The 24937-nt window shown below is 71.2% G+C and carries 23 protein-coding genes and 1 pseudogene; 7 read left to right on the forward strand and 17 right to left on the reverse strand.

The genetic code is table 11. From position 1 onward, the window contains the following. Nucleotides 1-76: 76 nt before the first annotated feature. A complete protein-coding gene (locus AC5WRL_RS24245; protein ID WP_496090778.1) occupies nt 77-1510 on the reverse strand; it encodes a gamma-aminobutyraldehyde dehydrogenase in 1434 nt (477 codons plus the stop codon). A gap of 387 nt (nt 1511-1897) precedes the next feature. Between AC5WRL_RS24245 and AC5WRL_RS24250 the strand changes: the two genes are divergently transcribed. Then, on the forward strand, nt 1898-2605 hold the full coding sequence (locus tag AC5WRL_RS24250; protein WP_496090779.1) for an ABC transporter ATP-binding protein: 708 nt from the start codon (nt 1898-1900) through the stop codon (nt 2603-2605). Next, nucleotides 2587-3816, forward strand: a complete 1230-nt coding sequence (locus AC5WRL_RS24255) for a hypothetical protein (protein WP_496090780.1) — start codon at nt 2587-2589, stop codon at nt 3814-3816. The genes AC5WRL_RS24250 and AC5WRL_RS24255 overlap by 19 nt, the downstream gene beginning before the upstream one ends. A 43-nt stretch (nt 3817-3859) precedes the next feature. Here AC5WRL_RS24255 and AC5WRL_RS24260 read toward each other — a convergent pair whose 3' ends face one another. The 10 genes from AC5WRL_RS24260 to rpsB all read right to left on the reverse strand — a co-directional run bounded on the left by AC5WRL_RS24260 (nt 3860) and on the right by rpsB (nt 15249). After that, complete coding sequence (locus tag AC5WRL_RS24260) at nt 3860-5431, reverse strand: family 10 glycosylhydrolase (RefSeq protein WP_496090781.1); 1572 nt, start codon at nt 5429-5431, stop codon at nt 3860-3862. Between the two features lie 76 nt (nt 5432-5507). Beyond that, complete coding sequence (locus tag AC5WRL_RS24265) at nt 5508-6587, reverse strand: ABC transporter ATP-binding protein (RefSeq protein ID WP_496090782.1); 1080 nt, start codon at nt 6585-6587, stop codon at nt 5508-5510. A 14-nt stretch (nt 6588-6601) separates the two neighbouring features. Then, a complete protein-coding gene (locus AC5WRL_RS24270; RefSeq protein ID WP_496090847.1) occupies nt 6602-8218 on the reverse strand; it encodes an ABC transporter permease in 1617 nt (538 codons plus the stop codon). Nucleotides 8219-8316: 98 nt separating this feature from the next. Further along, entirely contained in the window at nt 8317-9396 is a 1080-nt protein-coding gene (locus AC5WRL_RS24275) for a thiamine ABC transporter substrate-binding protein (RefSeq protein ID WP_496090783.1), read from the reverse strand. Between the two features lie 261 nt (nt 9397-9657). Continuing rightward, nucleotides 9658-10764 carry a dual-specificity RNA methyltransferase RlmN gene (rlmN, locus tag AC5WRL_RS24280; protein WP_496090784.1) on the reverse strand — a complete coding sequence of 369 codons (1107 nt, stop codon included), beginning with the start codon at nt 10762-10764 and terminating at the stop codon, nt 9658-9660. A 35-nt stretch (nt 10765-10799) separates the two neighbouring features. Beyond that, complete coding sequence (locus AC5WRL_RS24285) at nt 10800-11834, reverse strand: phosphatidate cytidylyltransferase (protein ID WP_496090785.1); 1035 nt, start codon at nt 11832-11834, stop codon at nt 10800-10802. 73 nt (nt 11835-11907) lie between these two features. Further along, nucleotides 11908-12465 (reverse strand): ribosome recycling factor, encoded by a 558-nt coding sequence (gene frr, locus AC5WRL_RS24290; RefSeq protein ID WP_496090786.1) that lies wholly within the window; start codon nt 12463-12465, stop codon nt 11908-11910. 44 nt (nt 12466-12509) lie between these two features. Further along, nucleotides 12510-13280 carry a UMP kinase gene (gene pyrH / locus AC5WRL_RS24295; RefSeq protein ID WP_496090787.1) on the reverse strand — a complete coding sequence of 257 codons (771 nt, stop codon included), beginning with the start codon at nt 13278-13280 and terminating at the stop codon, nt 12510-12512. A 192-nt stretch (nt 13281-13472) separates the two neighbouring features. Continuing rightward, nucleotides 13473-14318 (reverse strand): translation elongation factor Ts, encoded by an 846-nt coding sequence (gene tsf, locus AC5WRL_RS24300; protein WP_496090788.1) that lies wholly within the window; start codon nt 14316-14318, stop codon nt 13473-13475. Between the two features lie 49 nt (nt 14319-14367). Next, the gene (gene rpsB / locus AC5WRL_RS24305; RefSeq protein ID WP_496090789.1) at nt 14368-15249 is read right to left on the reverse strand and encodes a 30S ribosomal protein S2; all 882 of its coding nucleotides are present in this window, start codon (nt 15247-15249) and stop codon (nt 14368-14370) included. A gap of 391 nt (nt 15250-15640) precedes the next feature. On the opposite strand from rpsB, the gene AC5WRL_RS24310 reads away from it, so the two are divergent. The 5 genes from AC5WRL_RS24310 to AC5WRL_RS24330 all read left to right on the forward strand — a co-directional run bounded on the left by AC5WRL_RS24310 (nt 15641) and on the right by AC5WRL_RS24330 (nt 20513). Beyond that, a complete protein-coding gene (locus AC5WRL_RS24310; RefSeq protein ID WP_496090790.1) occupies nt 15641-16048 on the forward strand; it encodes a YraN family protein in 408 nt (135 codons plus the stop codon). Beyond that, nucleotides 16048-17661: a YifB family Mg chelatase-like AAA ATPase gene (locus AC5WRL_RS24315; protein ID WP_496090791.1), complete on the forward strand. Its 1614-nt coding sequence runs from the start codon at nt 16048-16050 to the stop codon at nt 17659-17661. Before AC5WRL_RS24310 ends, AC5WRL_RS24315 begins: the two co-directional genes overlap by 1 nt. A gap of 8 nt (nt 17662-17669) precedes the next feature. Further along, nucleotides 17670-18824, forward strand: a complete 1155-nt coding sequence (gene dprA, locus AC5WRL_RS24320; protein ID WP_496090848.1) for a DNA-processing protein DprA — start codon at nt 17670-17672, stop codon at nt 18822-18824. 154 nt (nt 18825-18978) lie between these two features. Continuing rightward, nucleotides 18979-19821 (forward strand): RNA polymerase sigma factor WhiG, encoded by an 843-nt coding sequence (gene whiG, locus AC5WRL_RS24325; protein WP_496090792.1) that lies wholly within the window; start codon nt 18979-18981, stop codon nt 19819-19821. A gap of 80 nt (nt 19822-19901) precedes the next feature. Beyond that, a complete protein-coding gene (locus AC5WRL_RS24330) occupies nt 19902-20513 on the forward strand; it encodes a TetR/AcrR family transcriptional regulator (protein ID WP_496090849.1) in 612 nt (203 codons plus the stop codon). A gap of 54 nt (nt 20514-20567) precedes the next feature. On the opposite strand, the pseudogene AC5WRL_RS24335 reads toward AC5WRL_RS24330, so the two are convergent. The 6 genes and pseudogenes from AC5WRL_RS24335 to lepB (AC5WRL_RS24360) form a co-directional block, all read right to left on the reverse strand. Continuing rightward, nucleotides 20568-20987 (reverse strand): annotated as a pseudogene (locus AC5WRL_RS24335) (murein hydrolase activator EnvC family protein); the annotation flags it as partial. 112 nt (nt 20988-21099) lie between these two features. Next, the gene (locus tag AC5WRL_RS24340) at nt 21100-21435 is read right to left on the reverse strand and encodes a DUF2469 domain-containing protein (RefSeq protein ID WP_496090793.1); all 336 of its coding nucleotides are present in this window, start codon (nt 21433-21435) and stop codon (nt 21100-21102) included. Nucleotides 21436-21463: 28 nt separating this feature from the next. Then, complete coding sequence (gene lepB / locus AC5WRL_RS24345) at nt 21464-22168, reverse strand: signal peptidase I (RefSeq protein WP_496090794.1); 705 nt, start codon at nt 22166-22168, stop codon at nt 21464-21466. Between the two features lie 99 nt (nt 22169-22267). Further along, entirely contained in the window at nt 22268-23173 is a 906-nt protein-coding gene (gene lepB, locus AC5WRL_RS24350; RefSeq protein WP_496090795.1) for a signal peptidase I, read from the reverse strand. Then, the gene (gene lepB / locus AC5WRL_RS24355) at nt 23082-24272 is read right to left on the reverse strand and encodes a signal peptidase I (protein ID WP_496090796.1); all 1191 of its coding nucleotides are present in this window, start codon (nt 24270-24272) and stop codon (nt 23082-23084) included. Before lepB (AC5WRL_RS24355) ends, lepB (AC5WRL_RS24350) begins: the two co-directional genes overlap by 92 nt. Continuing rightward, nucleotides 24265-24855: a signal peptidase I gene (gene lepB / locus AC5WRL_RS24360; protein ID WP_496090797.1), complete on the reverse strand. Its 591-nt coding sequence runs from the start codon at nt 24853-24855 to the stop codon at nt 24265-24267. Before lepB (AC5WRL_RS24360) ends, lepB (AC5WRL_RS24355) begins: the two co-directional genes overlap by 8 nt. Between the last annotated feature and the right edge of the window lie 82 nt (nt 24856-24937).

The raw sequence follows: 24937 nt of genomic DNA on the forward strand, positions 1-24937 counted from the left end.
CGCCGACCGCGCTCCGCCGCGCACCGGGTCGCCCGGTGCAGGGTCGGCGGCCGGCGGCCGGCGGCGCGTCACCGCCTCACAGTGCCGTCATCACATGCTTGATCCGGGTGTAGTCCTCCAGGCCGTACGCGGAGAGGTCCTTGCCGTACCCGGACTTCTTGAAGCCGCCGTGCGGCATCTCGCCCACCAGTGGAATGTGGGTGTTGATCCACACGCAGCCGAACTCCAGCTCCTTGGACAGCCGCATCGCCCGCGAGTGGTCCTTCGTCCACACCGATGAGGCCAGGCCGTACTCCACGTCGTTGGCCCACCGCACGCCCTCGGCCTCGTCCGTGAACCTCTGCACGGTGATGACCGGGCCGAAGACCTCCTGCTGGATGATCTCGTCGTCCTGGTGCAGTCCGCTGATCACGGTCGGTGCGTAGAAGTACCCGCGCTCGCCGACCCGCCTGCCGCCGGTCTCGACCTTCGCGTGGGCGGGCAGCCGCTCGATGAAGCCGGTCACCTTCGCCAGATGGGCGGCGCTGTTGAGCGGGCCGTAGAAACAGTCGGGGTCGGTCGGATCGCCGGTCCTGACCTCCTGCGTCGCCTTGGTGAGGGCGGCGACGAAGTCGTCGTGCAGTGACTCGTGCACCAGAACCCGGGTGGCCGCCGTACAGTCCTGGCCGGCGTTGAAGAAGCCGGCGTCGCGGATGCCGGCCACCGCTGCCTGGAGGTCGGCGTCCTCGAAGACGAGGCAGGGCGCCTTGCCGCCCAGCTCCAGGTGCACGCGCTTGAGGCCGGCCGCGGCGCCTGCCGCGACCTCGCCGCCGGCCCGTACCGAGCCGGTGATGGACACCATGGCGGGGGTGGGGTGATCGACCATCAGCCGGCCGGTGTCGCGGTCGCCGCACACCACGTTGAAGACGCCGGGCGGCAGGATCTCGCCCATCAGACCGGCGGCGTACACCGTGGAGGCGGGCGTGGTGTCGGACGGCTTGAGGACCACGGTGTTGCCCGCCGCCAGGGCAGGGGCGAACTTCCACACCGCCATCATGATCGGGTAGTTCCAGGGGGCCACCTGGGCACACACCCCGACCGGCTCGCGGCGGACGAAGGAGGTCATGCCGGCCATGTACTCCCCGGCGGACTTGCCCTCCAGCATGCGCGCGGCCCCGGCGAAGAAGCGGATCTGCTCCAGCATCATCGGCAGTTCTTCCTGCCGGGTCAGCTCCAGCGGTTTGCCGGTGTTCTCGCACTCGACGGCGAGCAGTTCGTCGGCGTGCCGCTCGAAGGCGTCGGCGATCTTCAGCAGCGCCAGTTGCCGGGTGGCGGGGGTGGCGTCCCGCCAGGCGGGGAACGCCGCCTCGGCGGCGGCCATCGCCTCGTCCACATCGGCCGGCCCGGAGAGCGGGGCCAGGGCGTACGCGTCACCTGTCGTGGGATCGACCACCTCGGTGGTGCGCCCGTCGTGGGCGTCGCGGAACGTACCGCCGATGTAGTTGCGCAGCCGACGCGGTTCGGTGGTCACAACAGCCTCCTGCTCACTGTCCTGGGGAGGGCGGGACACCTCACCCTATGCCCGCACGCCCCTGTGGCAACACCGCCACTGTCGAGAAATCCGCATCCTTATCTGCTCGATATCGGGAAGAACAGCGACTGCACGGCGTGATCGAGGGAGATCTTACGGATGTCTTGCCTCGCGTTCCCCCGTCCGGCCGCCATCGGCTTCCGCCAGGGTTCCCTCCCGTACACCCCAGCGCGCGCCTCGCCGACTTGCTCGACTATGTGCCGATTCGCCGCCTCCCGTTGTTAGCATCGCCGCTCCGGCGGCAGCATCCCCTGTGACCGACTACCCCGGCGACTCATTCACCCGGCCGGGGGAACCCCGACCCCATGAGCGGAGGTCCCGGCAAGCATGGCCCCACCCGACGACGATGTGCTGTGGGCGCGCGACGTGCACTACTCCCACGGCGGCTCCCCGGCACTGCTCGGAGTCTCCCTGGGCGTCCAGGAAGGCGAGATCGTGGCCGTCACCGGCCCCCGGGGCTGCGGCAAGACCACGCTTCTGGGCTGCCTGTCCGGGCAACTGGTGCCCAGCGGCGGCGAGGTCTGGTTCAGCGGCATGCCCGTCCACACCCTCACCCCCACCTCCCGCGAGCGGCTGCGCCGCGACAAGTTCGGCTGGGTGGGCGACCGCCCGCATCTGGTTCCCGAGCTGACCGCCTGGGAGAACGCCGCCCTGCCGCTGCTGCTCACCGGCACCGGCCACCGCGCCGCCAAGCGTGCCGCGCTGGACTGGCTGGAACGGCTCGACGTGATCGACTGCGCCCGCAAACGCCCCGCGGCGCTGCTCCAATCGCAGCGTCAGCGCATCGCCATCGCCCGCGCGCTGGTGCACAAACCGGATGTGGTCTTCGCGGACGAACCCACCGCGCCGCTGCATCAGGCCGACCGCGCCCAGGCGCTGCGCACCCTCACCAGCGCCGGCCGCTCCCACGGCATCACCGTGCTGCTCGCCACCCATGACCCGGAGGTCGCCACGCTCGCCGACCGTACCCTCACCCTGCTCGACGGCCGCCAGCCCGACTCGACGGCCGAGCCGGCATGCTCGCTCTCCGCCTAGCCCGCGGCTCCCGGCCGCCGGCGCTGGCCCGCCGGCTGCTGCTGGCGGGCGCGGCCGGCGGGGTGGGGTTCTTGCTGCTCAGTGGTCTGGGCTGGGCCAGCGCCCACCCCGGCGACGGCGACCAGGCGGTCCTGCGGCTGGCGTGGTGCGTCCTGCCGATCGCCGCGACAGTCCAGCTGGCCGTGGCGGTCGCCCGCGCCGATCCTGCGGGCCGGCCCCGCTCTGGGCTCGACACGGCGGGTCTCGGCCCGGCGCGGCTGCCGATGCTGGCGGCGGTGTCCACGGCGGTCGCCGCGCTGCTGGGCAGTGCACTGGCGCTGCTGGTCTTCCTGCATCTGCGCGGGGACATCTCGGGGTTGCCGTTCGACGGGGCGGCGGCGGGACTGCTGGCCGCCGATCGGCCACTGCCGCTGCCGGCCGCGCTGACGCTGCTGACGATCGTCCCGGTGGCGGCTGCGGTCGCCAGTGCGCTCGCGCTGCGTGGCCGGGTGGCGCCGGTACGGCAGTCCTCTGCGCTGCTGCCGGCGCCGCCCCCCACGCCGCCTCCTGTCACGCCCGGCGCCGCGGCACACGGGTCGGCCGCCGAGGAGCCGGTCCAGGTCCCCACCGGGCTGCCATGGGGTGCCGCACTGACCGGGGCGGGCATCGCGTTCAGCGGGTACGCGGGCTTCACGGAGCGGCCCCCCAGCAACACCGAGGGGGCGCTGACCCTGCCGGGCGCGCTCAGCGGACTGACTCCCGGCGTCGTGGCCGGCTGGCTGCTGATCGCCACCGGCGTCATCGTGGCGGCGCCGTCCCTCACCCATCTGTGCGGCCGGGTGCTGGCCGCCGGCCGGCCGAGGGCACTGCGGTTGCTGGCGGGCCGGGTGCTGCAAAGCGAGGCGGAGCGGCTCGGGCATCCGCTGGGGGCGCTGTGCGTGGCCGTCGCGGCGGCGCTGGCGGCGCTCGACCTCGACGGGCCCCGGCTGTTCGGCCCGCTCAGCGCGCTGGGCACCGGCATCGTGCTGGTCAGTGCGCTGGGCACCATCGTGGCGACGGTCCATGAGACCCGCGCCACCCGGGCTCCGGCGACCACCTCACTGCTGCGGCTTGGCGCGCCGCGCGCCCTGATCCGCCGCGCGGCGCTGCTGCGGGTGGCGGCGCTGCTGCTGGTCTTCGCCCCGCTGACATGGCTGGTGTTCCAGACGCTGGTACTGCCGATCCGCGCCTAGCCGGCCGCGGCGTGGGCCGCGGCCGGCGGGCGGGGGGAACGGATCAGGGCAGTGGCCGGAACGGGGCGAACGGCGCCTGGCTGATGCGGCCCTCACGCACCACGACGGTGCTCACCGGGACGCCCACCACGCCCGAGGGCAGATCCACCGTCAACAGGTAGCGCCCCGGGGCGGTGTGCGCGAAACCGAACCAGCCGGAACCGTCCGTAACCGTGCGCACTGTCTGCGGCGGGGAGCCGCCGTCCGGGCCGAGTGGCCGCAAGGTGACCCCGGCCCGATCCAGCGGCGTACCGTCGCGCAGCGCCAGTTCGCCGGTCACATGGCCGTCCCGGGGCGCGGATTTCCACGCCATGTCCGGTACGGCGGCGGGCTCGGCGAACGGTGCGTCCGGACCGGTGGTGAGCGCGGCGGACAGCCGCTCCCGTTCCGCTGCGAGACCGTTCGCCGCCACGTCCATGCTGGGGCTGGCGTAGGAGTAGCCGCTCCAACCCACCGCCACATTCCCCGCGGCGGTCGGGGCCAGGGCCTCCCGTACCTGGGCAACGCTGCCCTCCACCGGGTTGAGGTAGAGCGCGGGCCCGGTAACCCCTTGCCGTTCTGCCTGCGAATCGGCCAGGAACTCCGTCCATTCGCTGTACATCCGCGCCTGGTCGGGGTTCCAGTCCCGCTTGTAGTTCATGGTGACCACCGTGTCGGTGATGCCCTCCGCCAGCCAGCCGGCCCAGTCCTGGAGCACCTCGGCATAGGTACGGGTGGCCTCCCAGCCGCCCACCGACTGCGGGCCGAAGCCGTAGGTGATGGCGTTGACGGACAGCCGCGCCGCCGGGTCCTCCTCCCACATGCCGAGGTAGATCCGTCGTACCAGGGAGGTGATCTGGTCGCGGCGCCACTCGCTCCACAGCGCGTCGTCGGGCGCGGGGGTGCCGGTACGGCCGGTGGCCTGCCGGAAGCGTTCCAGCGCGACCTCGTTGTACCCCCAGTCGCTGTGCGTGGTGGTGGAGCTGCCGTCGGGGTAGCGGATGTAGTCGAGATTGATGCCGTCCACGTCGTACTGGCGCACGATGGAGCGGATGGCGGCCACGATGTACGCGGCGGCGTCCGGGTGCCCGGGATCGATGTAGGCGTTGACCCCCTGGAGTTCGGTGCCGTCCGCCTTCTTGTTCAGCCAGCGGTCCCGGCCCTGAGCGGTGGGGCCGTGGCGGTTGAAGGCGTGGTCGGCGGAGCGCGGCGGGGTGGCGCTGTTCCACAGCGTGTTGACGTTGACCCAGGCATGCACCTGGAGGCCGGCGGCGTGTGCCTGGGCGATGACCTCGTCCAGCGGGTCGTACGGGGCGGCGGCGATGGCGGCGTCGGTTCGTGGATACAGCGCCCTGTTGCAGAAACAGTCGTAGCGGCGGGCGGTCTGCACGATGAGGACGTTGGCGTTGACGGCGCGGGCGTCTTCGATCAGGGTGCTGACCTGATCCGGGGTGTAGATGCCGTCATTGAAAGCGTCGACCCAGTAGCTGCGCCACTGTTCGGGGACGTCCTGCTCCGCGCGGGCGGGGCCGGCCAGCGCGACGCTGCCCAGCAGCAGACTCAGCGCGACGAGCCAGGTGGCGACGATCCGTCTCATACGGCCCCTCCAGGGGTGGTTGACGGGACGGCCGACAATTTACTTCGCCACTTGGCCTACGTACAGATGAAAACTTTCATTCCTCCTCGGCACTGTCGCCGGCGGCCAGGGGCACCACCTCGCGCGGATCGAACACCACCGTCACCCGCTCGCCTTCCGCAGGGGCCGAGCGCAGCGGTACGGAGGCCTCAAGCTGCGGGCCACGCTCGGGGTCCAGCAACAGGGCAACCCGCTCGCCCCGGAAGGTACGCGACGCCACGGTGCAGCGCGGCCCGGCACCGCCATCGGAACCGGATCCGTCGCCGCCCCCACCGCCGCCCGAGAAGCCCACCCCGGAGGGCCGGATCAGCAGCCGGACCGCCCCCTCGGGGGTGCCGGCCGGCACCGGCACCGCGCCCCAGGAAGTCTGCGCCACCTGGCCCCGTACCGTCGCCCCGATCACATTACGGAAGCCCAGAAAGCGCGCGACGAACTCCGAGGCCGGGCGCTGCCACACCTCGGCCGGACTGCCGCTCTGCGCGATCCGGCCCGCCCGCATCACCAGCACCCGGTCGGCCAGCGCGAACGCCTCACCCTGGTCATGGGTGACGGCCAGCACCGTGGTGCCCAGCGCCCGGAACAACTGCCGCAGCTCCACCACCAGCCGCTCCCGCAGTCCCCGGTCCAGCTGGCCCAGCGGTTCGTCCAGCATCAGCAGCCGGGGGCTCGGCGCCAGCGCGCGCGCAAGCGCCACCCGCTGCTGCTCGCCGCCGGACAGCGAACCCACCGCCCGGCCGGCGGCGTCCGGCAGACCCACCAGGTCGAGCAGTTCGGCCACCCGCGCCGCCGCGGCGCGGCGCGGCACGCCGCGCATCCGCAGCCCGAAGGCGATGTTCCCGCCGACATCCCGCTGCGGGAAGAGCTGGTGGTCCTGGAACATCAGCCCAACGCCGCGGCGGTGGGTGGGTACCGCGGACTGGTCCTCGCCGCCGAGCATGACCGTGCCGGCGTCGGCGGACCGCAGCCCGGCGACCGCGCGCAGCAGGGTGGACTTGCCGCTGCCGCTGGGACCCAGCACGCAGACGATCTCCCGTTCGGCGACGGAGAGATCCACGGCGTCCAGCGCGAGGTGCGCGCCGAAACGTACGGTCAACCCGTCCAGACGCAGCAGGGCCATCGAGTCTCTTCCCTTCACAGCTCTCCCGTGCGGCCGGGGCGCAGCCGCTCCAGGATCAGCAGCGTGGCGGCACACACCAGCATGAGAATGGTGGACAGGGCCATCGCCTGCCCGTAGTTGAGCTGCCCGGCGCGCCCCAGCAGCCGGGCCACCGCGACCGGCAGTGTGGGGGTGTCGGCGCGGGCGATGAAGACGGTGGCCCCGAACTCCCCCAGCGACACGGCGAACGCGAACCCCGCCGCGACCAGCACGGCCCGGCGAACCAGCGGCAGATCGACCTCACGCCACACCCGTAGCGGGGAGGCACCCAGGACCGCCGCCGCCTGCCGCAGCCGGTCGTCGACGGCGCGCAGCACCGGCAGCAGCACCCGTACCACGAAGGGCACCCCGACCAGTGCCTGAGCCAGCGGCACCAGAATCCATGAGGCGCGCAGGTCCAGCGGTGGTTCGTCCAGCGCGATCAGGAAGCCGAAGCCCACGGTGACGGCGGAGGTGCCCAGCGGCAGCATCAGCAGGGCATCGAAGCCCCGGGTGAAGCGGCCGGCCCGCCGGGTGAGCGCGGCGGCGGCCAGTCCGCCCACGGTCAGCGCGATCACGGTGGCCACCGCCCCGTAGGCCAGGGAGTGCCCTATCGCCTCCCACGGCGCCACCACAAAGGTGCCGCTGTCGGTGCTGGTCAACGCCCGGTAGTAGGTGAGGCCATAGCCTTCGGGACCGGACAGGGAGCGTTCGACGAGGACCGAGAGCGGCAGCAGGAGCAGCAGCGCGATGGAGATCAGGACTCCGCCCAGCAGCGCCCACTGCGCGGCGCCGCGCGGCCGGTGCGCGGCGGATCCGGCGTCCACCAGCCGCAGGGCGGACTCGGCGCGGCGCACCGTGCGCGCGTGCAGCAGCAGCAACGCGCCGACTGCGGCGAACTGGAGCAGGGTGAGCACCGCGGCGGTGGGCAGATCCAGCAACTGCGCGGTCTGCCGGTAGATCTCCACCTCCAGCGTGGCGTAACGAGGGCCACCGAGGATCTGCACCACCCCGAAGGAGGTGAAGGTGAACAGGAAGACCATCAGTGCGGCGGAGGCCACCGAGGGGGCCAGCGCCGGGAGGGTGACGCGTCGCCAGGCCGCCGCGCGGCTCGCCCCCAGCACGCGTGCCGCCTCCTCCTGGCCGGGGTCGAGTTGCGCCCACAGACCACCCACGGTGCGGACGACCACCGCGTAGTTGAAGAACACATGGGCCAGCAGGATGGCCCACACCGTGGTGTCCAGGCGGACGCCCCACAGCTCCTCCAGCAGCCCGCCGCGGCCCAGCAGGGCCAGGAAGGCGGCGCCGGTCACCACCGTGGGCAGCACGAAGGGCACGGTCACGGCGGCGTGCAGCAGGCGTTTGCCGGGGATGTCGAGCCGGGCGAAGACATAGGCGCCGGGCAGGGCGAGAGCAAGAGTGAGCGCTGTGGAGGCGGCAGCCTGCCACAGCGTGAACCACAGCACCTTGCGGATGCCGGGGTCGCCGAGCACGTCGGCGGCGGGGCCCAGCTGCCAGCTGCCGCCGTCGCGCAGCCCGCGGCCGATGATGGCGGCCACCGGGTAGGCGAAGAACAGTGCGAAGAAGACCAGCGGCACGGCGAGCAGGGCCAGCCGTACGGCCGTGGCCCTGCGCCGTGCCCGCGCCGCCGCCGGGGACCGCGGCGCGGACGGTGGGGCGTAGGGCGGCGCCGCCGGCGCCCGGTCGCGTACTACCTGATGACCAGCGAGGTCCACGCCGAAACCCAGTCCTCGCGGTGCTCCGCTATCCGCTGCGGGTCCATCGTCTGCGGCGTCTCGATCGTCTCGCCGTAGGTGACGAACTCCTGCGGAAGCTCGGCGTCCGGGTGCACCGGATTGACGAACATCTGCAGCGGCAGATCCTCCTGGAAGTCCAGACCGATCAGAAAGTCCAGCAGCGCCCGACCGCCCTCGGGATTGCCGGCGCCGGTCAGCAGTCCGGCGAACTCGATCTGCCGGAAACAGGTGCCGGTGGCGACCCCGGTCGGCCCCTCGGCGGGCGGCTCGCCCTCACCGTAGATGACCTCGACGGGCGGGCTGGAGGCGTAGGAGACCACCAGTGGCCGGTCGCCGGATCCGCCACCGGCGCCCGAGAAGCGCTCGTTGTACGCCTGCTCCCAGCCGTCGACCACCTCAACGCCGTTGTCCCGGAGCGCCTGCCAGTAGTCCTGCCACCCGCCCTCTCCGTAGGCGGCGACCGTACCGAGCAGAAAGCCGAGACCGGGCGACGAGGTCGCGGCGTTCTGCACCACCAGCAGATCGCGGTAGGCCGGGTCGATGAGGTCGTCCAGACTCTGCGGCGCGGCGAGATCGTGCTCGGCGAAGTACGCGCGGTCGTAGTTGACGCAGATGTCACCGGTGTCGACCGGGGTCACCCGGTGCTCGGCGGCGTCCAGCTGGTACTCCTGGGGGACCGCGCTCAGGCCGGCCGCCTCGTACGGGGTGAACACGCCCTCGTCCAGAGCACGGGAGAGCAGGGTGTTGTCCACCCCGAAGAGCACGTCACCCTGCGGGTTGTTCTTGGAGAGCACCGCCTGGTTGACCATCACACCGGCATCACCGGAGCGCAGCACCTGGACCCGGTAACCCGTCTCCTCGGTGAATCTCTCCAGCACCTCGGGAGAGACATTGAACGAGTCATGGGTGACGAGGGTGACCTGCTCACCACCGGAACCGCCGGAGTCGCCGCCACCGCCGCAGGCGGTCAGGGGCACCGCCGCCATGGTCAGGGCGAGGGCCGCCGCGAACCGGCGGCTACTGCTGCGCGTCATCGTGCTGCTTTCTCAAGGAGGGCACACGCGGGCAGCACGAGAGACATCGACTTCCTACCCAGCATGACCTGGGCGAGGTTCGAGGGTCTGCGGCCTGGTGCCGCACTCTCAGCGCTGCGAGCGCTCCCCTGTCGGAGTAATGCGTTTGTTCGAGGTCACGATAGCAGCAGGTCCGGACAGAACCACCTGGACCACCGAAGACCGACCGGACCGGGCCCCTTCCCCACGGACCGGTCCGGACCCGCTGCCACCGGAGGGCCGCTACCGCTCGGCCGCCGCCAGTTGCCCGCAGGCGCCCTCGATCTCCTGACCACGCGTGTCCCGTACGGTCACCGGCACCCCCTGCGCCTGCAACGCCGCGACGAACGCCGCCTCGTCCTCGGGCCGGGAGGCCGTCCACTGGGAACCGGGCGTCGGGTTCAGCGGGATGAGGTTGACGTGCGCGCGGTGCCCGCGCAGCAGCTTGCCGAGCAGATCTGCCCGCCACGCCTGGTCGTTGATGTCCCTGATGAGCGCGTACTCGATGGAGATCCGGCGACCGGAGCGCTCCGCGTACTCCCACGCCGCGTCCAGCACCTCGCGCACCTTCCAGCGGGTGTTCACGGGCACCAGGGTGTCACGCAGCTCGTCGTCGGGTGCGTGCAGCGACACCGCCAGCCGGCAGCTCAGCCCCTCGTCGGCGAACCGCCGCATCGCCGGTACCAGGCCGACCGTGGAGACCGTGATGCCACGCTGGGAGAGCCCGATGCCGTCCGGCTCGGGATCGGTCAGCCGCCGGATCGCGCCGATGACCCGGTTGTAGTTGGCCAGCGGCTCGCCCATCCCCATGAAGACGATGTTCGACAGGCGGGCCGGGCCGCCGGGCACCTCGCCGTCCCGCAGCGCCCGCATGCCGTCCACGATCTGGTGAACGATCTCGGCGGTGGACAGATTGCGGTCGAGACCGGCCTGCCCGGTGGCGCAGAACGGGCAGTTCATTCCGCAGCCGGCCTGCGAGGAGATGCACATGGTGACCCGGTCCGGGTACCGCATCAGCACGGACTCCACCAGCGTCCCGTCGTGCAGCCGCCACAGCGTCTTGCGAGTGGCGCCGTCGTCGCAGCTGATGTGCCGGACCACCGACATCAGCGGCGGCAGCAACCCGCTCGCCAGCCGGTCGCGGGCGGCGGCGGGAATGTCCGTCCAGGCCGAGGGGTCATCGGTCAGCCGCGCGAAGTAGTGCCGCGACAGCTGCTGGGCACGAAACGGCTTCTCCCCGAGCGCGGCCACCGCCTCGCGGCGCTCCTCAGGGGTCAGATCGGCCAGGTGGCGCGGCGGCTTCTTGGCTCCGCGCGGCGCGACAAAAGTGAGTTCTCCGGGCTTAGGCATGGTTCTGCCAGTGTCGCAGATTCACCCGGGTGGGCTCACCCGGCGCCGGTGAAGGCCAGGTACAGCAGCCACGCCACCGGCGCGGTGGGCAGCAGCGAGTCGAGCCGGTCCATGATGCCGCCGTGGCCGGGCAGCAGGGTGCCCATGTCCTTGATGCCGAGATCGCGCTTGATCATCGACTCGCCCAGGTCGCCGAGCGTGGCGCAGATCGCCACCGCGAGCCCCATCAGCAGGCCCTGCCACCAGGCCCCGTCCTCGATGAGGAACGCGAAGCACAGCGCGCCGGCCACCATCGCGAACGAGATCGCCCCCGCGAGTCCTTCCAGGGTCTTGCCGGGGCTGATCCGGGGCGCGAGCTTGCGGCGGCCGAGCCGCCAGCCGACGGCGTACGCACCGGTGTCGCTGACCACCACCAGCACCAGGAACGTCAGCACCCGCCACGGCCCGTCGTCGGCGGCGAGCATGAGCGCCACGAAGGTGGCCAGGAAGGGCACGTAGAACGCGGCGAAGACCGCCGCCGTGGCGTCCCGCAGGTAGGTCTCGGGAGAGAACGCCATTCGCCACACCAGCACCACGAGCACCGTGAGTCCCAGGGCCACCCAGGCGCCCGCCGCGCCGCGCAGATACCCCGCCACGACCATGGCGGCGCCGCCGATCGCCAGCGGCACCACCGGCACCCGGATCTGCTTGCGTTCGGCCAGCCGAGAGGACAGCTCCCACACCCCGACCATGACGGCGACCGCTATCACGCCGAGGAAGACCGGCTTGTAGACGAACAGCGCGGCGATGATCACCGCGCCCAAAGACAGTCCCACCCCGACGGCGGCGCGCAGGTCGCGCCCCGCCCGCTTGCCGCCGCCCGCGCTCCCCCGGCCCTCCGGTCCACCGCCACCCGCGGCGCCGCCCGGCGCGGACGCCGCCGACGCCGGGGAGGCGGCGGAGCGATCCGCCGTGTCACGGCCGTGGCCGCGGCCGTCATCCGTGTGCCCCGTCGCGTGGGGACGGGCATACGCTGGCGGTTCCCCGTAGCCGGCGGCGGGCTGGGGCGGGCGCCAGGATGGTTCGTTCACGGGTGGCGGTGTCCTTCGTCCTTCGGTGGCGGCGGTGTGGCGTGCGGCACGACGGCGTGGGGTCCGGCGCCGCTCAGACTTCGAGCAGCTCGGCTTCCTTGTGCTTGAGCAGTTCGTCGACCTGGGTGACGTACTTGCTGGTGGTGTCGTCCAGCTCCTTCTCCGCGCGCCGTCCCTCGTCCTCGCCGACCTCGCCGTCCTTGACGGACTTGTCGATGGATTCCTTGGCCTTGCGGCGTACGCCGCGGATCGAGATCTTGGCGTCCTCACCCTTGGTCTTGGCGACCTTGATGTACTCCCGCCGCCGCTCCTCCGTCAGTTCGGGGAAGACCACCCGGATGATGTGACCGTCGTTGGTGGGGTTGACGCCCAGGTCGGAGTCGCGGATCGCCTGCTCGATATTGCGCAGCGCGGTCTTGTCGAACGGGGTCACCACCGCCATCCGGGCCTCGGGCACCGAGAACGAGGCCAGCTGGTTGATCGGGGTCAGGGTGCCGTAGTACTCGGCCACGATCTTGCTGAACATCGCCGGGTGGGCACGACCGGTACGGATCGCGGCCAGGTCCTCCTTGGCGACGACGACCGCCTTCTCCATCTTCTCCTCAGCCTCGAGGAGGGCTTCTTCGATCACCACGTGCTCCTGGTTCGATGTGTATGACGTGACAAGACGGACCGTCAGGCCCGCCGGCCCTGGCTGTTCACGAGCGTGCCGATCTTCTCACCCTTTACGGCGCGGGCGATATTGCCTTCGGCCAGCAGTTCGAAGACCAGAATGGGGAGCGAATTATCCCGGCACAGGGTGATGGCCGTGGAATCGGCGACCCGCAGATTTCGGGTGATGACCTCGCCGTAGTCGAGGGCGTCGTACTTCACCGCGTCGGGGTTCTTGGCGGGGTCGGAGTCGTACACGCCATCGACCCCGTTCTTGCCCATCAGCAGTGCCTCGGCGTCGATCTCCAGCGCCCGCTGGGCGGCGGTGGTGTCGGTGGAGAAGTAGGGCATGCCCATGCCGGCGCCGAAGATGACGACCCGGCCCTTCTCCAGATGCCGCACCGCACGCAGCGGGATGTACGGCTCGGCGACCTGCCCCATGGTGATCGCGGTCTGCACCCGGGAGTCGATGCCCTCCTTCTCCAGGAAGTCCTGGAGCGCGAGGCAGTTCATCACCGTGCCCAGCATGCCCATGTAGTCGGACCTGGCACGGTCCATACCACGCTGCTGGAGCTCGGCCCCGCGGAAGAAGTTGCCGCCGCCGATGACGATGGCGATCTGGGCACCGTCCCTGACCACGGCAGCGATCTCCCGCGCCATCTTGTGGACGATGTCGGGATCGACGCCGAGCCCTCCGTCTCCCGCGAAGGCTTCTCCCGACAGCTTCAGGAGAAAGCGGGGAGGTGTGACGTCCTTGCCGTCCGTCCTCTCGGCGGCGGCGGCGCCCTGGTTCATGGAAATCTCCTCGTGCGCATGCTGAGGAGGCCATTGCCCGTGGATCCTTGACGGTTCCTGCTCGGCAATGGCCTCCTCGTCACAACTGCGGCCGTCCGGATTCGAATCCGGCGCGACCGTACGGCCTGCCGCCCCCGACAATAGCCGGGTGCGCTCCCGTCCGCCGCCGATGGCGCGGGACGGATTCCGTGATCAGGCGCCGACGCGGAAGCGGGCGAAGTTCTTGACCGTGGCGCCCGCCTCGGTCAGGACCTTCTGCACCGACTTCTTGTTGTCCTTGGCGAAGGGCTGGTCAAGGAGGACGTTCTCCTTGTAGAAGCCCGTCACCCGGCCCTCGACGATCCGCGCCAGGGCGGCCTCGGGCTTGCCCTCCTCGCGGGCGGTCGCCTCGGCGACGCGGCGCTCGGACTCCACCAGGTCGGCGGGCACGTCCTCACGGGAGAGGAAGCGCGGGGCGAAGGCGGCGATGTGCTGCGCGACGTCCTTCAGAACCTGGGCGGCCTGCTCGCCACCCTCGGCCAGCTCCACCAGCACGCCCACCTGCGGCGGCAGGTCGGGGTTGGTGCGGTGCAGGTAGGAGCCGACGTAACCGCCGGAGAAGCGCGCGAAGCGGTCGAGAACGATCTTCTCGCCCAGGGTCGCGTTGGCCTCGTCGACGTACGCCTGTACGGACTTGCCGGGCTCGATCTCCGAGGCCAGCAGCGTCGCCAGGTCCGCCGGGGCGGTGTCGGAGACGTGCCGCGCGATGGCGGCGACGGCCACCTGGAACTTGTCGCCCTTGGCGACGAAGTCCGTCTCGCACTTCAGCTCGACCAGCACACCGAGGGTGGCGTCGTCGGAGATCAGCGAGGTGACGGCGCCGTTGTCGGCGGTGCGGCTCTCACGCTTGGCCACACCCTTCTGGCCCTTGACGCGCAGGATCTCAACAGCCTTGTCGACGTTGCCCTCGGCCTCGTCCAGCGCCTTCTTGCAGTCCATCATGCCGGCGCCGGTCAGCTCACGGAGCTTCTTGACGTCAGCGGCGGTGTAGTTCGCCATGGTTGTCTGATTCTCTTCCCGGAATGTCGATGAATCGCTCTGCGGCTCGTCAGCCCTGCTCGGCGGAGGTGTCCGCGGCGGGGGCCTCGGGAGCAGCGGCCTCAGCGGCCGGTGCCTGCTCGGCGGGCTTCTCCTCGGCCTTGGCCTCGGCGGACTCACCGCGCTCCAGCAGCTCGCGCTCCCACTCGGGCAGCGGCTCTCCGGCCGCCTTCTCGCCGCCCTTGGCCGCCTCGGCGGCACCGGAGCGCGAGATCAGGCCCTCGGCGACGGCGTCGGCGATGACCCGGGTAAGCAGCGTGACGGAGCGGATCGCGTCGTCGTTGCCGGGGATCTTGTAGTCGACCTCGTCCGGGTCGCAGTTGGTGTCGAGGATCGCGACCACCGGGATGTTGAGCTTCCGGGCCTCGCCGACCGCGATGTGCTCCTTCTTGGTGTCCACGATCCAGACGGCGCTGGGCACCTTCTGCATGTCGCGGATACCGCCCAGGGTCTTCTCCAGCTTGGCCTTCTCGCGGGAGAGAACGAGCAGTTCCTTCTTGGTCAGGCCGGAGGCGGCCACGTCCTCGAAGTCGATCTGCTCCAGCTCCTTCAGGCGCTGCAGCCGCTTGTGCACGGTGGAGAAGTTGGTGAGCATGCCGCCCAGCCAGCGCTGGTTGACGAAGGGCATACCGACCCGGGTCGCCTGCTCCGCGATGGCCTGCTGGGCCTGCTTCTTGGTGCCGACGAACATGACCGTGCCGCCGTGGGCGACGGTCTCCTTGACGAACTCGTAGGCGCGGTCGATGTACGACAGCGACTGGAGCAGGTCGATGATGTAGATGCCGTTGCGCTCGGTGAAGATGAAGCGCTTCATCTTCGGGTTCCAGCGACGGGTCTGGTGCCCGAAGTGGACGCCGCTCTCCAGCAGCTCCCGCATCGTGACGACGGCCATGGCCGTTCTCCTCGTGGTGCTCGGTTGTCAGCGCCGACCGGGCGGCCGGCGCTCCTGACGCCCCTGCGCGCTGTGCCGGGGACCGCCCGCGAAGGCCGTCCCATGGACCGAGAGTCGCGGCCACCCCAGCACGTCGGCTGCGAGGCCGGTGCGCGGTGGTGGCGGGGCATGCGAGGTCGATCCGGGGACCCGGATCGCCACCAGAAGTGTACGGGACCCGGGGCACGCGGGGCGACAGCCCATCGGCCACCGGACCCACCTCCACTTCCGCCCCCGACGCGGCGCGGTTCCCACGGAAGAGTGAACGAGTTATCCACACCCCCCGGGTTGTCCACAGGCCGCAGCGGGTTCCCGGCGACTGGGGCACCGTCCATGGCGGAGGTGAGGCGCGATGACGCGTGCGACGGGACGTACCGGAGGACAGCGGGGAGCGCTGGGCCGGTTCGGAGAGGATCTGGCGGCACGGCGACTGACGGCCGCCGGGGTTGCCGTACTGGAGCGGAACTGGCGCTGCCGGGCCGGAGAGATCGACATCGTGGCCCGGGAGCCGGGCCCGGCCGGGGCCCTGATGGTGTGCGAGGTGAAGACCCGCAGGGGTGCCGCGTTCCAGCACCCGATGGCGGGCGTCACGGTGAGCAAGGCGGAGCGGCTGCAGCGGCTGGCCGAGTGGTGGCTGAGCGAGCGCTGGCTGCCGGCGTACGGTGCCCCACCGCCCGGCGGGGTGCGGATCGATCTGATCGGGGTGCTGCTGCCCCGTCGTGGTGCTCCGGTCGTGGAGCACGCCAAGGGGGTGGCGTGATGGGGTTCGCGCGGACCGGTGCGGTCGCCCTGATCGGGGTCGAGGGCGTGGTGGTGGAGGTGCAGGCCGATCTGGAGCCGGGGGTCGCGGCCTTCACCTTGGTAGGGCTGGCCGACAAGTCGCTGAGCGAGAGCCGGGACCGGGTGCGGGCCGCGGTGCTCAACTCGGGTGCCCAGTGGCCGCAGAAGAAACTCACCGTGGGGCTGAGTCCGGCGGCGGTGCCCAAACGCGGCAGCGGCTTCGATCTCGCGGTGGCCTGCGCCGTACTGGCGGCGGCCGAGCGCATCGATCCCAGGGCGATCGCGGATCTGCTGCTGATCGGCGAGCTGGGCCTGGACGGCGGGGTCCGTCCGGTACGTGGCGTACTGCCCGCCGTGCTCACCGCGGCGGACGCGGGCTACCGGCAGGTGGTGGTGCCCGAGCAGGCCGCCGCCGAGGCTTCTCTGGTGCCCGATGTGGCGGTGCTGGGGGTACGTACGCTGCGGCAGCTGATCGCCGTACTGGCCGGTGAGCCGGTGCCGGACGAACCGCCGCCCCGGCCCGAAGGGGCCGGCCCCGGGCCGCGGGGTGCGGGTTGGGGCTATCCGCGTCCGGGCGGCCTGTACCGCACCTTCGACGGGAAGGGGCAGCCGCCGGACCTCGCGGAGGTGGCGGGCCAGCGGCTGGCCCGCCGGGCTCTGGAGGTCGCGGCGGCCGGGCGGCACCATCTCTTCCTCAAGGGTTCGCCGGGAGCGGGAAAGACCATGCTGGCCGAGCGCCTGCCGGGGCTGCTGCCGCCGCTGACCCGGCAGGAGGCACTCGAAGTCACGGCCGTGCACTCGGTGAGCGGTTCGCTGCCGCCGGGGCGCCCGCTGGTGGACCGGCCGCCGTACTGCGCCCCGCATCACTCCGCTTCGCTGCCCGCGCTGGTGGGTGGCGGCAGCGGGCTGCCCAGGCCGGGCGCCGCCTCGCTGGCACACCATGGGGTGCTCTTTCTGGACGAGGCCGCCGAGATGAGCAGCCAGGTGCTGGACGCGCTGCGGCAGCCGCTGGAATCGGGGCAGGTGGTGGTGGCGCGCTCTGCGGGGGTGCTGCGCATGCCGGCCCGGGTGCTGCTGGTGCTGGCCGCCAATCCCTGTCCGTGCGGGCGGCATGGTGCGCCGGGTGGGGAGTGCGAGTGTCTGCCCAGTACGGTACGGCGCTACCGGGCCCGGCTGTCGGGTCCGCTGCTGGACCGGATCGATCTGCGAGTGCCGGTGGAGCCGGTGCGCCGGGCCGAGTTGACCTCGCCAGGTCTGGGCGAGTCCACCGCCGCGGTGGCCGAGCGGGTGCTGGCGGCGAGGGAGCGGGCGGCGGCCCGCTATGCCGGGATGGGGTGGTCCACCAATGGTGAGGCTCCGGGGCACGAGCTGCGCACCCGCTGGGCCCCGGCACCGGGCGCGCTGGCCCGGGCGGAGACGGACATGGACCGGGGCACGCTGACCGCCCGGGGCCTGGACCGGGTGCTGCGGGTGGCCTGGACCGTGGCGGACCTGGCGGGGCACGACCGCCCCACGGCGGAGGACGTGGACGCCGCGCTGGAGTTCCGTACCGGGGTACAGCGGGGCGCCGGAGTGATGGGCAGTCTCCCGTGAGCGGGGTGGTGACGCAGGAGGAACGGCTGGCACGGGCGGCGTTGACCCGGGTGATCGAGCCGGGCGACGCGCTCATGGGCCGGGAGCTGGCGCGGATCGGTGCGGTACGGGTATGGCGGGCGCTGGAGGAGGACCAGCCGCTGCCGGGGCTGTCGGCCGGCCGCTGGGCAGGGTTGCGGCTACGGGCCGAGCGGGCCGAGCCGGGCCGGGATCTGGCGCGGATCGCCGAGTGTGGGGGCCGTTTGGTGTGCCCGGGCGACTGGGAATGGCCCGGCCAGCTGGACGATCTCGGGGAGGACCGCCCGGTCGGGCTGTGGGTGCGCGGCAGTTGCTCGCTGCGGTTCATGGCGCTGCGGTCGGTGTCCCTGGTGGGGGCGCGGGCCTGCACCGACTACGGGATGCACATGGCGGCCGAGCTGGGGGCGTCGCTGGCGGAACGCGGCTGGACGGTCGTCTCGGGTGCTGCGTACGGGATCGACGGCGCGGCGCACCGCGGTGCGCTGGGGGTGGGCGGGCCCACGGTGGCGGTTCTGGCCTGCGGGCTGGATGTGGCGTATCCGGCCGGGCACCGGGAGCTGCTGGGCAAGATCGCCGAGGGCGGGCTGTTGGTCACCGAACTGCCGCCGGGGGAACGTCCCACCCGGGGTCGGTTCGTACAGCGGAACCGGGTGATCGCGGCACTGAGCCGGGGGACGGTGGTGGTGGAGGCGGCGCTGCGCAGCGGTTCGCTGATCACCGCCCGGCAAGCGGCGCGGCTCGGGCGGCATCTGATGGCGGTACCGGGGCCGGTGACTTCGGGGCTGTCGGCTGGGGCGCATCGGCTGATCCGGCAGGAGGCCACGCTGGTGGGCAGCGCGGCGGAGGTCATCGAACTCGCCGGCGACATGGGCGAGGTGGTGGACACGGAGACGGGCCCGGTGGTCCCCCGGGATCTGCTGGGAGAGGCCGCCGGGCGGGTACTGGACGCGTTGCCGGCGACGGGGGCGATCCCGGTGGCGGAGGTTGCCCGCGGGGCGTGCATGTCCGGCGAGGCGGCGCTGGCCCGGCTGCTCGAACTCGGCTCCCTCGGCTTCGTCGAACACGCAGGCGATCGCTGGCAGTTACGACGTGTCTCCGGCCGACACACCCTCCAGCCCGTCCCACGCCTTGCCGCGGGCGCGTAACACGACGGTGCGGCCAGCGGAACGTATCTGCGCATCGGTCAACTTCGGCCACCTGCACAAAGCGACCCACTAGTCACGCTACGCTCACAGAGTTCTCCATCCCGGAACTTCGTACCACTCGCTCAGACCCCTGCAGAACGGCTCAAGACAACGCATGCCCCAGCACTCTCCCGGGCCCGCGCACCCGGCGCCGGCCGCACCGGCCGCGGTGGAGGGCGCGACGCTTCCCGCCGCGCCCACCTCGCTCGATGAGCTGTGGCGTACGTACAAGGCCACCGGCGACGAGCGGCTGCGGGAGCAGCTGATCCTGCACTACTCCCCTTTGGTGAAGTATGTGGCGGGCCGGGTGAGCGTGGGGCTGCCGCCCAATGTGGAACAGGCCGACTTCGTCTCCTCCGGGGTGTTCGGGCTGATCGACGCGATCGAGAAGTTCGACCCCGAGCGCTCCATCAAGTTCGAGACCTACGCCATCACCCGGATCCGCGGCGCGATGATCGACGAACTGCGGGCCCTGGACTGGATCCCACGCTCGGTACGGCAGAAGGCGCGGGCGATCGAGCGCGCCTACGCCACGCTGGAGGCGTCGCTGCGCCGCACCCCCTCGGAGTCCGAGGTGGCCCGGGAGATGGACATCACCCTGGAGGAACTGCACGCGGTATTCAGCCAGTTGTCGCTGGCCAACGTGGTGGCGCTGGAGGAGCTGCTGCATGTGGGCGGGGAGAGCGGCGACCGGCTGAGCCTGATGGACACCCTGGAGGACACCGCCGCCGACGATCCGGTGGAGGTGGCCGAGGACCGTGAGCTGCGCCGGCTGCTGGCGCGGGCCGTCAACACCCTGCCGGAGCGGGAGAAGACCGTGGTGACGCTGTACTACTACGAGGGGCTGACGCTGGCGGAGATCGGCCAGGTGCTGGGGGTCACCGAGAGCCGGGTCAGCCAGATCCACACCAAATCCGTGCTCCAGCTGCGGGCCAAGCTCGCCGATGTGAGCGGTTGAGGCAGCTCTTGCGCGCGGGGCTGAACCTCACCCGGGGCACGCTCTACAGTGGTCTGGTGCCCAGGATCCAAGCGGCCTCGGTGGCCGAGCACCGCTCACTCCAGCTCGGCGCCCTGCTGGACGCCGCCCGTTCACTGCTGTCCGAGGGCGGCGCGGCGGCACTGACCTTTCCGGCACTTGCCGCCCGTACCGGCCTGGCGCGCTCCTCCGTCTATGAGTACTTCCGCTCGCGGGGCGCGGTCGTCGAGGAACTGTGCGCGGTCGACTTCCCACTGTGGGCCGCCGAGATCGAGGCGGCGGTGGCCGCCGCCGGCTCACCGCGCGACCGGGTGGAGGCCTATGTGCGCGCGCAGCTCGCGCTCGCCTGTGACAGTCGGCATCGAGCGGTGGTGGCGATCTCGGCCATGGAGCTTGACGCAACGGCCCGGGAGAAGATCAAGGCGGCGCACGGCGGCCTGTTTGAGCTGATCACCGAAGCGCTTCGCGGCCTGGGGCACACCGAGCCGCGGCAGACGGCGGCGCTGCTGCAGGGCGTGGTGGACGCGGCGGTGCGCCGTTCGCTGGCGGGGTTCGACGATCCTGCCGAGATCACCGGTGCGGCCGTGCGGATCGCGCTGGACGGAGTCGCCGGGGCCGCCGTGGGGCAGCGGGACTCCGTGGACGGGCAGCAGCCGGGAGGGGCCCGGGCGTAGCAGATCGGCGGGCAGCAGGCTCAACGGGTCCTGGTAGCGGCGGGTGCCGCTCTCCTTGAGGCCCCAGTGCAGACAGGGCTGATCGCAGTGGTACGGCCCGTCCTCCAGGACACCCACCGGCTGGCCGGCGGTGACTTCCTCGCCCACGGTCACCGTGGCCCTTACCGGCTCGTAGGTGGTACGCATCGGGGGTCCTTCCCCGCCGGAGAGTTCGATGCTGATCACTCCCCGGCCGGCGACCCGGCCGGCGAACACCACCGTGCCGGGAGCGGCCGCCATCACGGTGGCGCCGGGGTCGGTGAGCAGGTCCACCCCTCGGTGGCCGGCGCCCCAGCCGGTCGCGGGGGGCTCGAAGAGTCGGAGGATCAGCGGCCGGGATGCCCCTTGAGCACCGGGTACGGGCCAGGCGCGCTCGGGTGGTGAGCCGCCCCCGGCCAGGGCGAGCAGCAGACAACACAGAGTAATCGGAGACATGCGGGCAGGGTGCCCGATGCGTCCCGGTCGTGGTGGTGGGCGGCCGAAATCTGTGGATAACCGGCGGGCTGTGGATAACTCCCTCACTCGTCCGAGTGAGCCTGGGGCGCAGTCACTGCCCTCGCGATCCCCCGAACCCTGAGTCCTCAGGGAGATCGAGATCGCTCTTGTTGAGCTCCTCGATGTTCACGTCCTTGAAGGTCAGAACGCGCACCTGCTTGACGAACCGGGCCGGCCGGTACATGTCCCAGACCCAGGCGTCCGCCATGGACACCTCGAAGAAGACCTCGCCGTGGACCGAATGCACCTGCATCTCGTAGTCATTGGTGAGGTAGAAGCGCCGCTCGGTTTCAATCACATATGTGAACAGTCCGACAACGTCCCGATACTCCCGGTAGAGCTTCAGCTCCATCTCGGTCTCGTACTTTTCGAGGTCCTCGGCGCTCATGGCGTGATCCCCTTCAGCCGTGCTTCCCTCATTGTGCGTCACCGGTGGGCTTCGGCACCCCCCGGAGACCCGATCGGGATGAGCGGCGTGCCAGCGGCGCGTACAGCGCCCCGGCGAAGATCAACAACATTCCGGCGCCAATCGCCCAGCACAATGCCACCAGCGGCCCCGTGCCGGATATGCCGCCGGGCTGGCCGGCGAACCCGGTGGGACGCGGCAGCAGCCCGACGGAATCCGGCGGCCACAGTGTGGCCTCGACTCGGGCGGTGACCGCCTGGAGGGGAATGCTGCCCGCCTGGACATCGGTGATCTGATCACGGGAGTCCACGGAGGCCAGCCGCTGGTCTCCCAGCAGAAAGAGCTCGCCCTGCGGGATCCGGACCTCGTAGGAGGTCGGCGACTCACCCCAGCGGGGGTCCAGATACGGCTCCTGGATCGGCTCGCCGTTCACCAGCAGCAGACCATCCGGGTCGCAGCAGGCCACGGTGTCCCCGCCGAGGCCCACCACGCGCTTGACCATCGGGGCGTCCCCCCAGGCAGCCTCGCGGAAGACCACCACATCCCCGCGTCGTACCTGATCGCCCTCGATGCGCTGGGCCAGCACCCGGTCCCCTGCCGCGACCGAGGGGTACATGGAATCGGTGGGCACGGCATACGGCTGATAGAGCAGGCCGCCCAAGACGAAGCCCCCCACGAACAGCACGCATCCCACGGCCACGGCGAGCCGGGACACCAGCCGTCCCACGCCCCCGCGGCCGCGCGGCGCTGCGATCATCACACCCTCCAGATTTCTGGTCCGGGGTGACTCTACCCAGCGCCGGGTGTCGCACGGTCAGCGCTGCTGGGACTCCTCCCGACGGAGCAGCGACCGGCGCCGCCACAACACCAGCGGAACGGCCAGGGCCAGCCCCAGGCCGGCGGGGCTCGCCGCCGTCGCCGCGGCCGTGGCCATCGCGGCGCTGGGAATGTCGTTGTAGCTGGACGGGACCGGCAGGGTGGCCCAGCGGTTCACCGGCCAGGCAACCACGATGGCGCGACCGACAACCTTGCTCTCCGGTACGGTGCCGCCGCCCGGGAGGTTCTGGTGATAGCGGGAGTCCAGCGAGTCCTGCCGGTGGTCCCCCATCACCCACAGCTGGCCGTCCGGGATGGTGATGGGCCCGAACTCCTGGTCGTCGCAAGGAGTGTTGCCGGGGAAGAGATAGGCGCTCTCGTCCAGTTCCGTGCCGTTCAGGATCACCGGGCCGCCCTTGCGGCAGGAAACGGTGTCGCCGCCGACGGCGATCACCCGCTTGATCAGATCCTGGTCCTCGGCGGACGGCATCAGCCCGATCCAGCTCAGACCCTGCTGCACGGCGGCGCCGAACCCGCTCTGCTTCGGGCTCTCGCCGAGCCAGCCGCCCGGGTCGTTGAAAACAACGACCTCACCGCGCTCAGGAGTGGACCCGAACCAGGGGGTGAGCTTGTCGACCAGCACCCGGTCACCACGCTGCAGGGTGTTCTGCATCGAGTTCGAGGGGATCGAGAACGCCTGCACCAGGAAGGTCTTGATCAACAGCGCCAGCACGATGGCGATGCCGATCAGGATCGGCAGCTCCTTCCAGAAGGAACGCTGCTTCTTTCCGGGTGCCGGCTTGCTCTGGCCGTCATCGGGCTGATAGCCGCCCGCATCCTGCCCCTCTGACCCGCTGCCGCCGCCTGGGGGCTCCTCGCCAGATGCCTCGCCGCCGGGGTTCACCGGGGATTCCTCCGGTTCGTCCGCGCCGGACCGTGCACCGACTGCCACATCCCCCACATCCACTCCTCACGCTGCGTTTCCGCCCGTGCGATATCCGCCACAGGCCCACTACTCCCATAACGAGCGGGAGTTCCGCAGGGATCGGGAGTGGCGCCAAAACATTGTCCTCGACCGTGGCCCGTTCCAGCGGACCGGCTCGCGCCTCGGCGTCGTCACCGGGCCCATCCGGATCCGGCACCGCCGCGAAGACATCGGTGCCGTCCAACCGCTGCCAGTGCGAGAAAGGCCAGGCTATGACCACTGCCCGGCCCACGACCAGGTCAGTGGGAACGGTACCCTGGTCCGGCCCGTCCAGGTGATAGCGGGAGTCGGCGGAGTTCGACCGGTGGTCACCCATCACAAAGATGTGCCCCTCGGGCACCGTCACGTCGAACTCGATCCGTGAGGGCGGGTTCCCCGGGTAGAGGTAGGGCTCGTCCACCGCGACGCCGTTCACCGTGATCCGGCCGGCCTCCTCGCAGCAGACCACGGTGTCCCCGCCGACGCCGATCACCCGTTTGATCAAGTCCTGGTCTTCGGCGGAGGGCAGCAGTCCGATCCAGGTCAGCGCATCCTGCAACTGTTTGACACCGACGGGGGACTCTCCCCCGGTGCCCTGTGGGTCCTGCTCCAGCCAGCCTCCGGGGTCCTTGAAGACGACCACCTCGCCGCGCTGCGGCTCCCAGCCGAACCACGGGGTCAGCTTGTCCACCAGCACCCGGTCGTCGATCTTGATGGTCTGTTCCATCGACCCGGACGGGATGACGAACGCCTGCACCAGAAAGGTCTTGAGCACCAGCGCGATCAGCAGGGCCACCCCGATGAGGATCGGAATCTCACGGGTCGCCCGCAGCCGGCGGCGGCGCTTGATCCGTTTCGCAGCCCGCCGCCGGTCGGCCCGACCCTCGCCGGGCCCGCGCAGCGTGGGCCGATCCAAACCGTCCGCGCTCGGCATCTCCTCCGACGGCGCCGTTGTCGCGTCCGCCGCGTCGTGTGCCTCCTGGGATTTCCCCGGGTCCGGCCGTCCGCGCCCGCTCCTGGGCCTCCCCCGCTCACCCATCGCCGGACCGCAGTGAGTGCATTCTGCTGGGCGGCCAGCCGATCCAGTCGGCCCGACCGATCACCTTGTCCTCGGAAATCGTGCCACCCCCCGGGGCTCCCAGATACTCCCGGGAGTCCGCCGAATCGGAACGGTGGTCACCCATTACCCACAACCGTCCCTCCGGCACCTCGATGTCAAACCTGACCGTCGAGGGCTCGTCCCCCGGATACAGATAGGGCTCGTCGAGCGGTTCACCGTTCACCTCGATCCGGCCTTGGGTGTCGCAACAGGTCACCCGGTCCCCGCCGACACCGATGACCCGTTTCACGTAGTCGGTCCCCGACGCAGGACCGAGCCCCACGGCGGCGCCGACCGTGCGCACCAGCCCGCCGAGCAGCCCTGGATCGTCCGGCTCGGCGGCGAAGGTGCCGGCGCCGTCGAAGACGATCACATCCCCGCGCTGGATCTCACCGCCGAAGCGGTAGGCGAGCTTGTTGACCAGCACCCGGTCACCGACCTGGAGTGTGCCCTCCATCGAGCCGCTGGGGATGACGAAGGGCTGCACGACATAGGCGCTGGTGAGTCCGAAGAACAGCGCCATGCCCGCCAGTGAGACAGTCCACACACGCACGGAGCGCGACCGCCACCACCTGCCCCACTCGGAGCCGGAGGAGCGGTCGCGC

It is taken from the genome of Streptomyces sp. NTD107 (genome assembly GCF_059510435.1).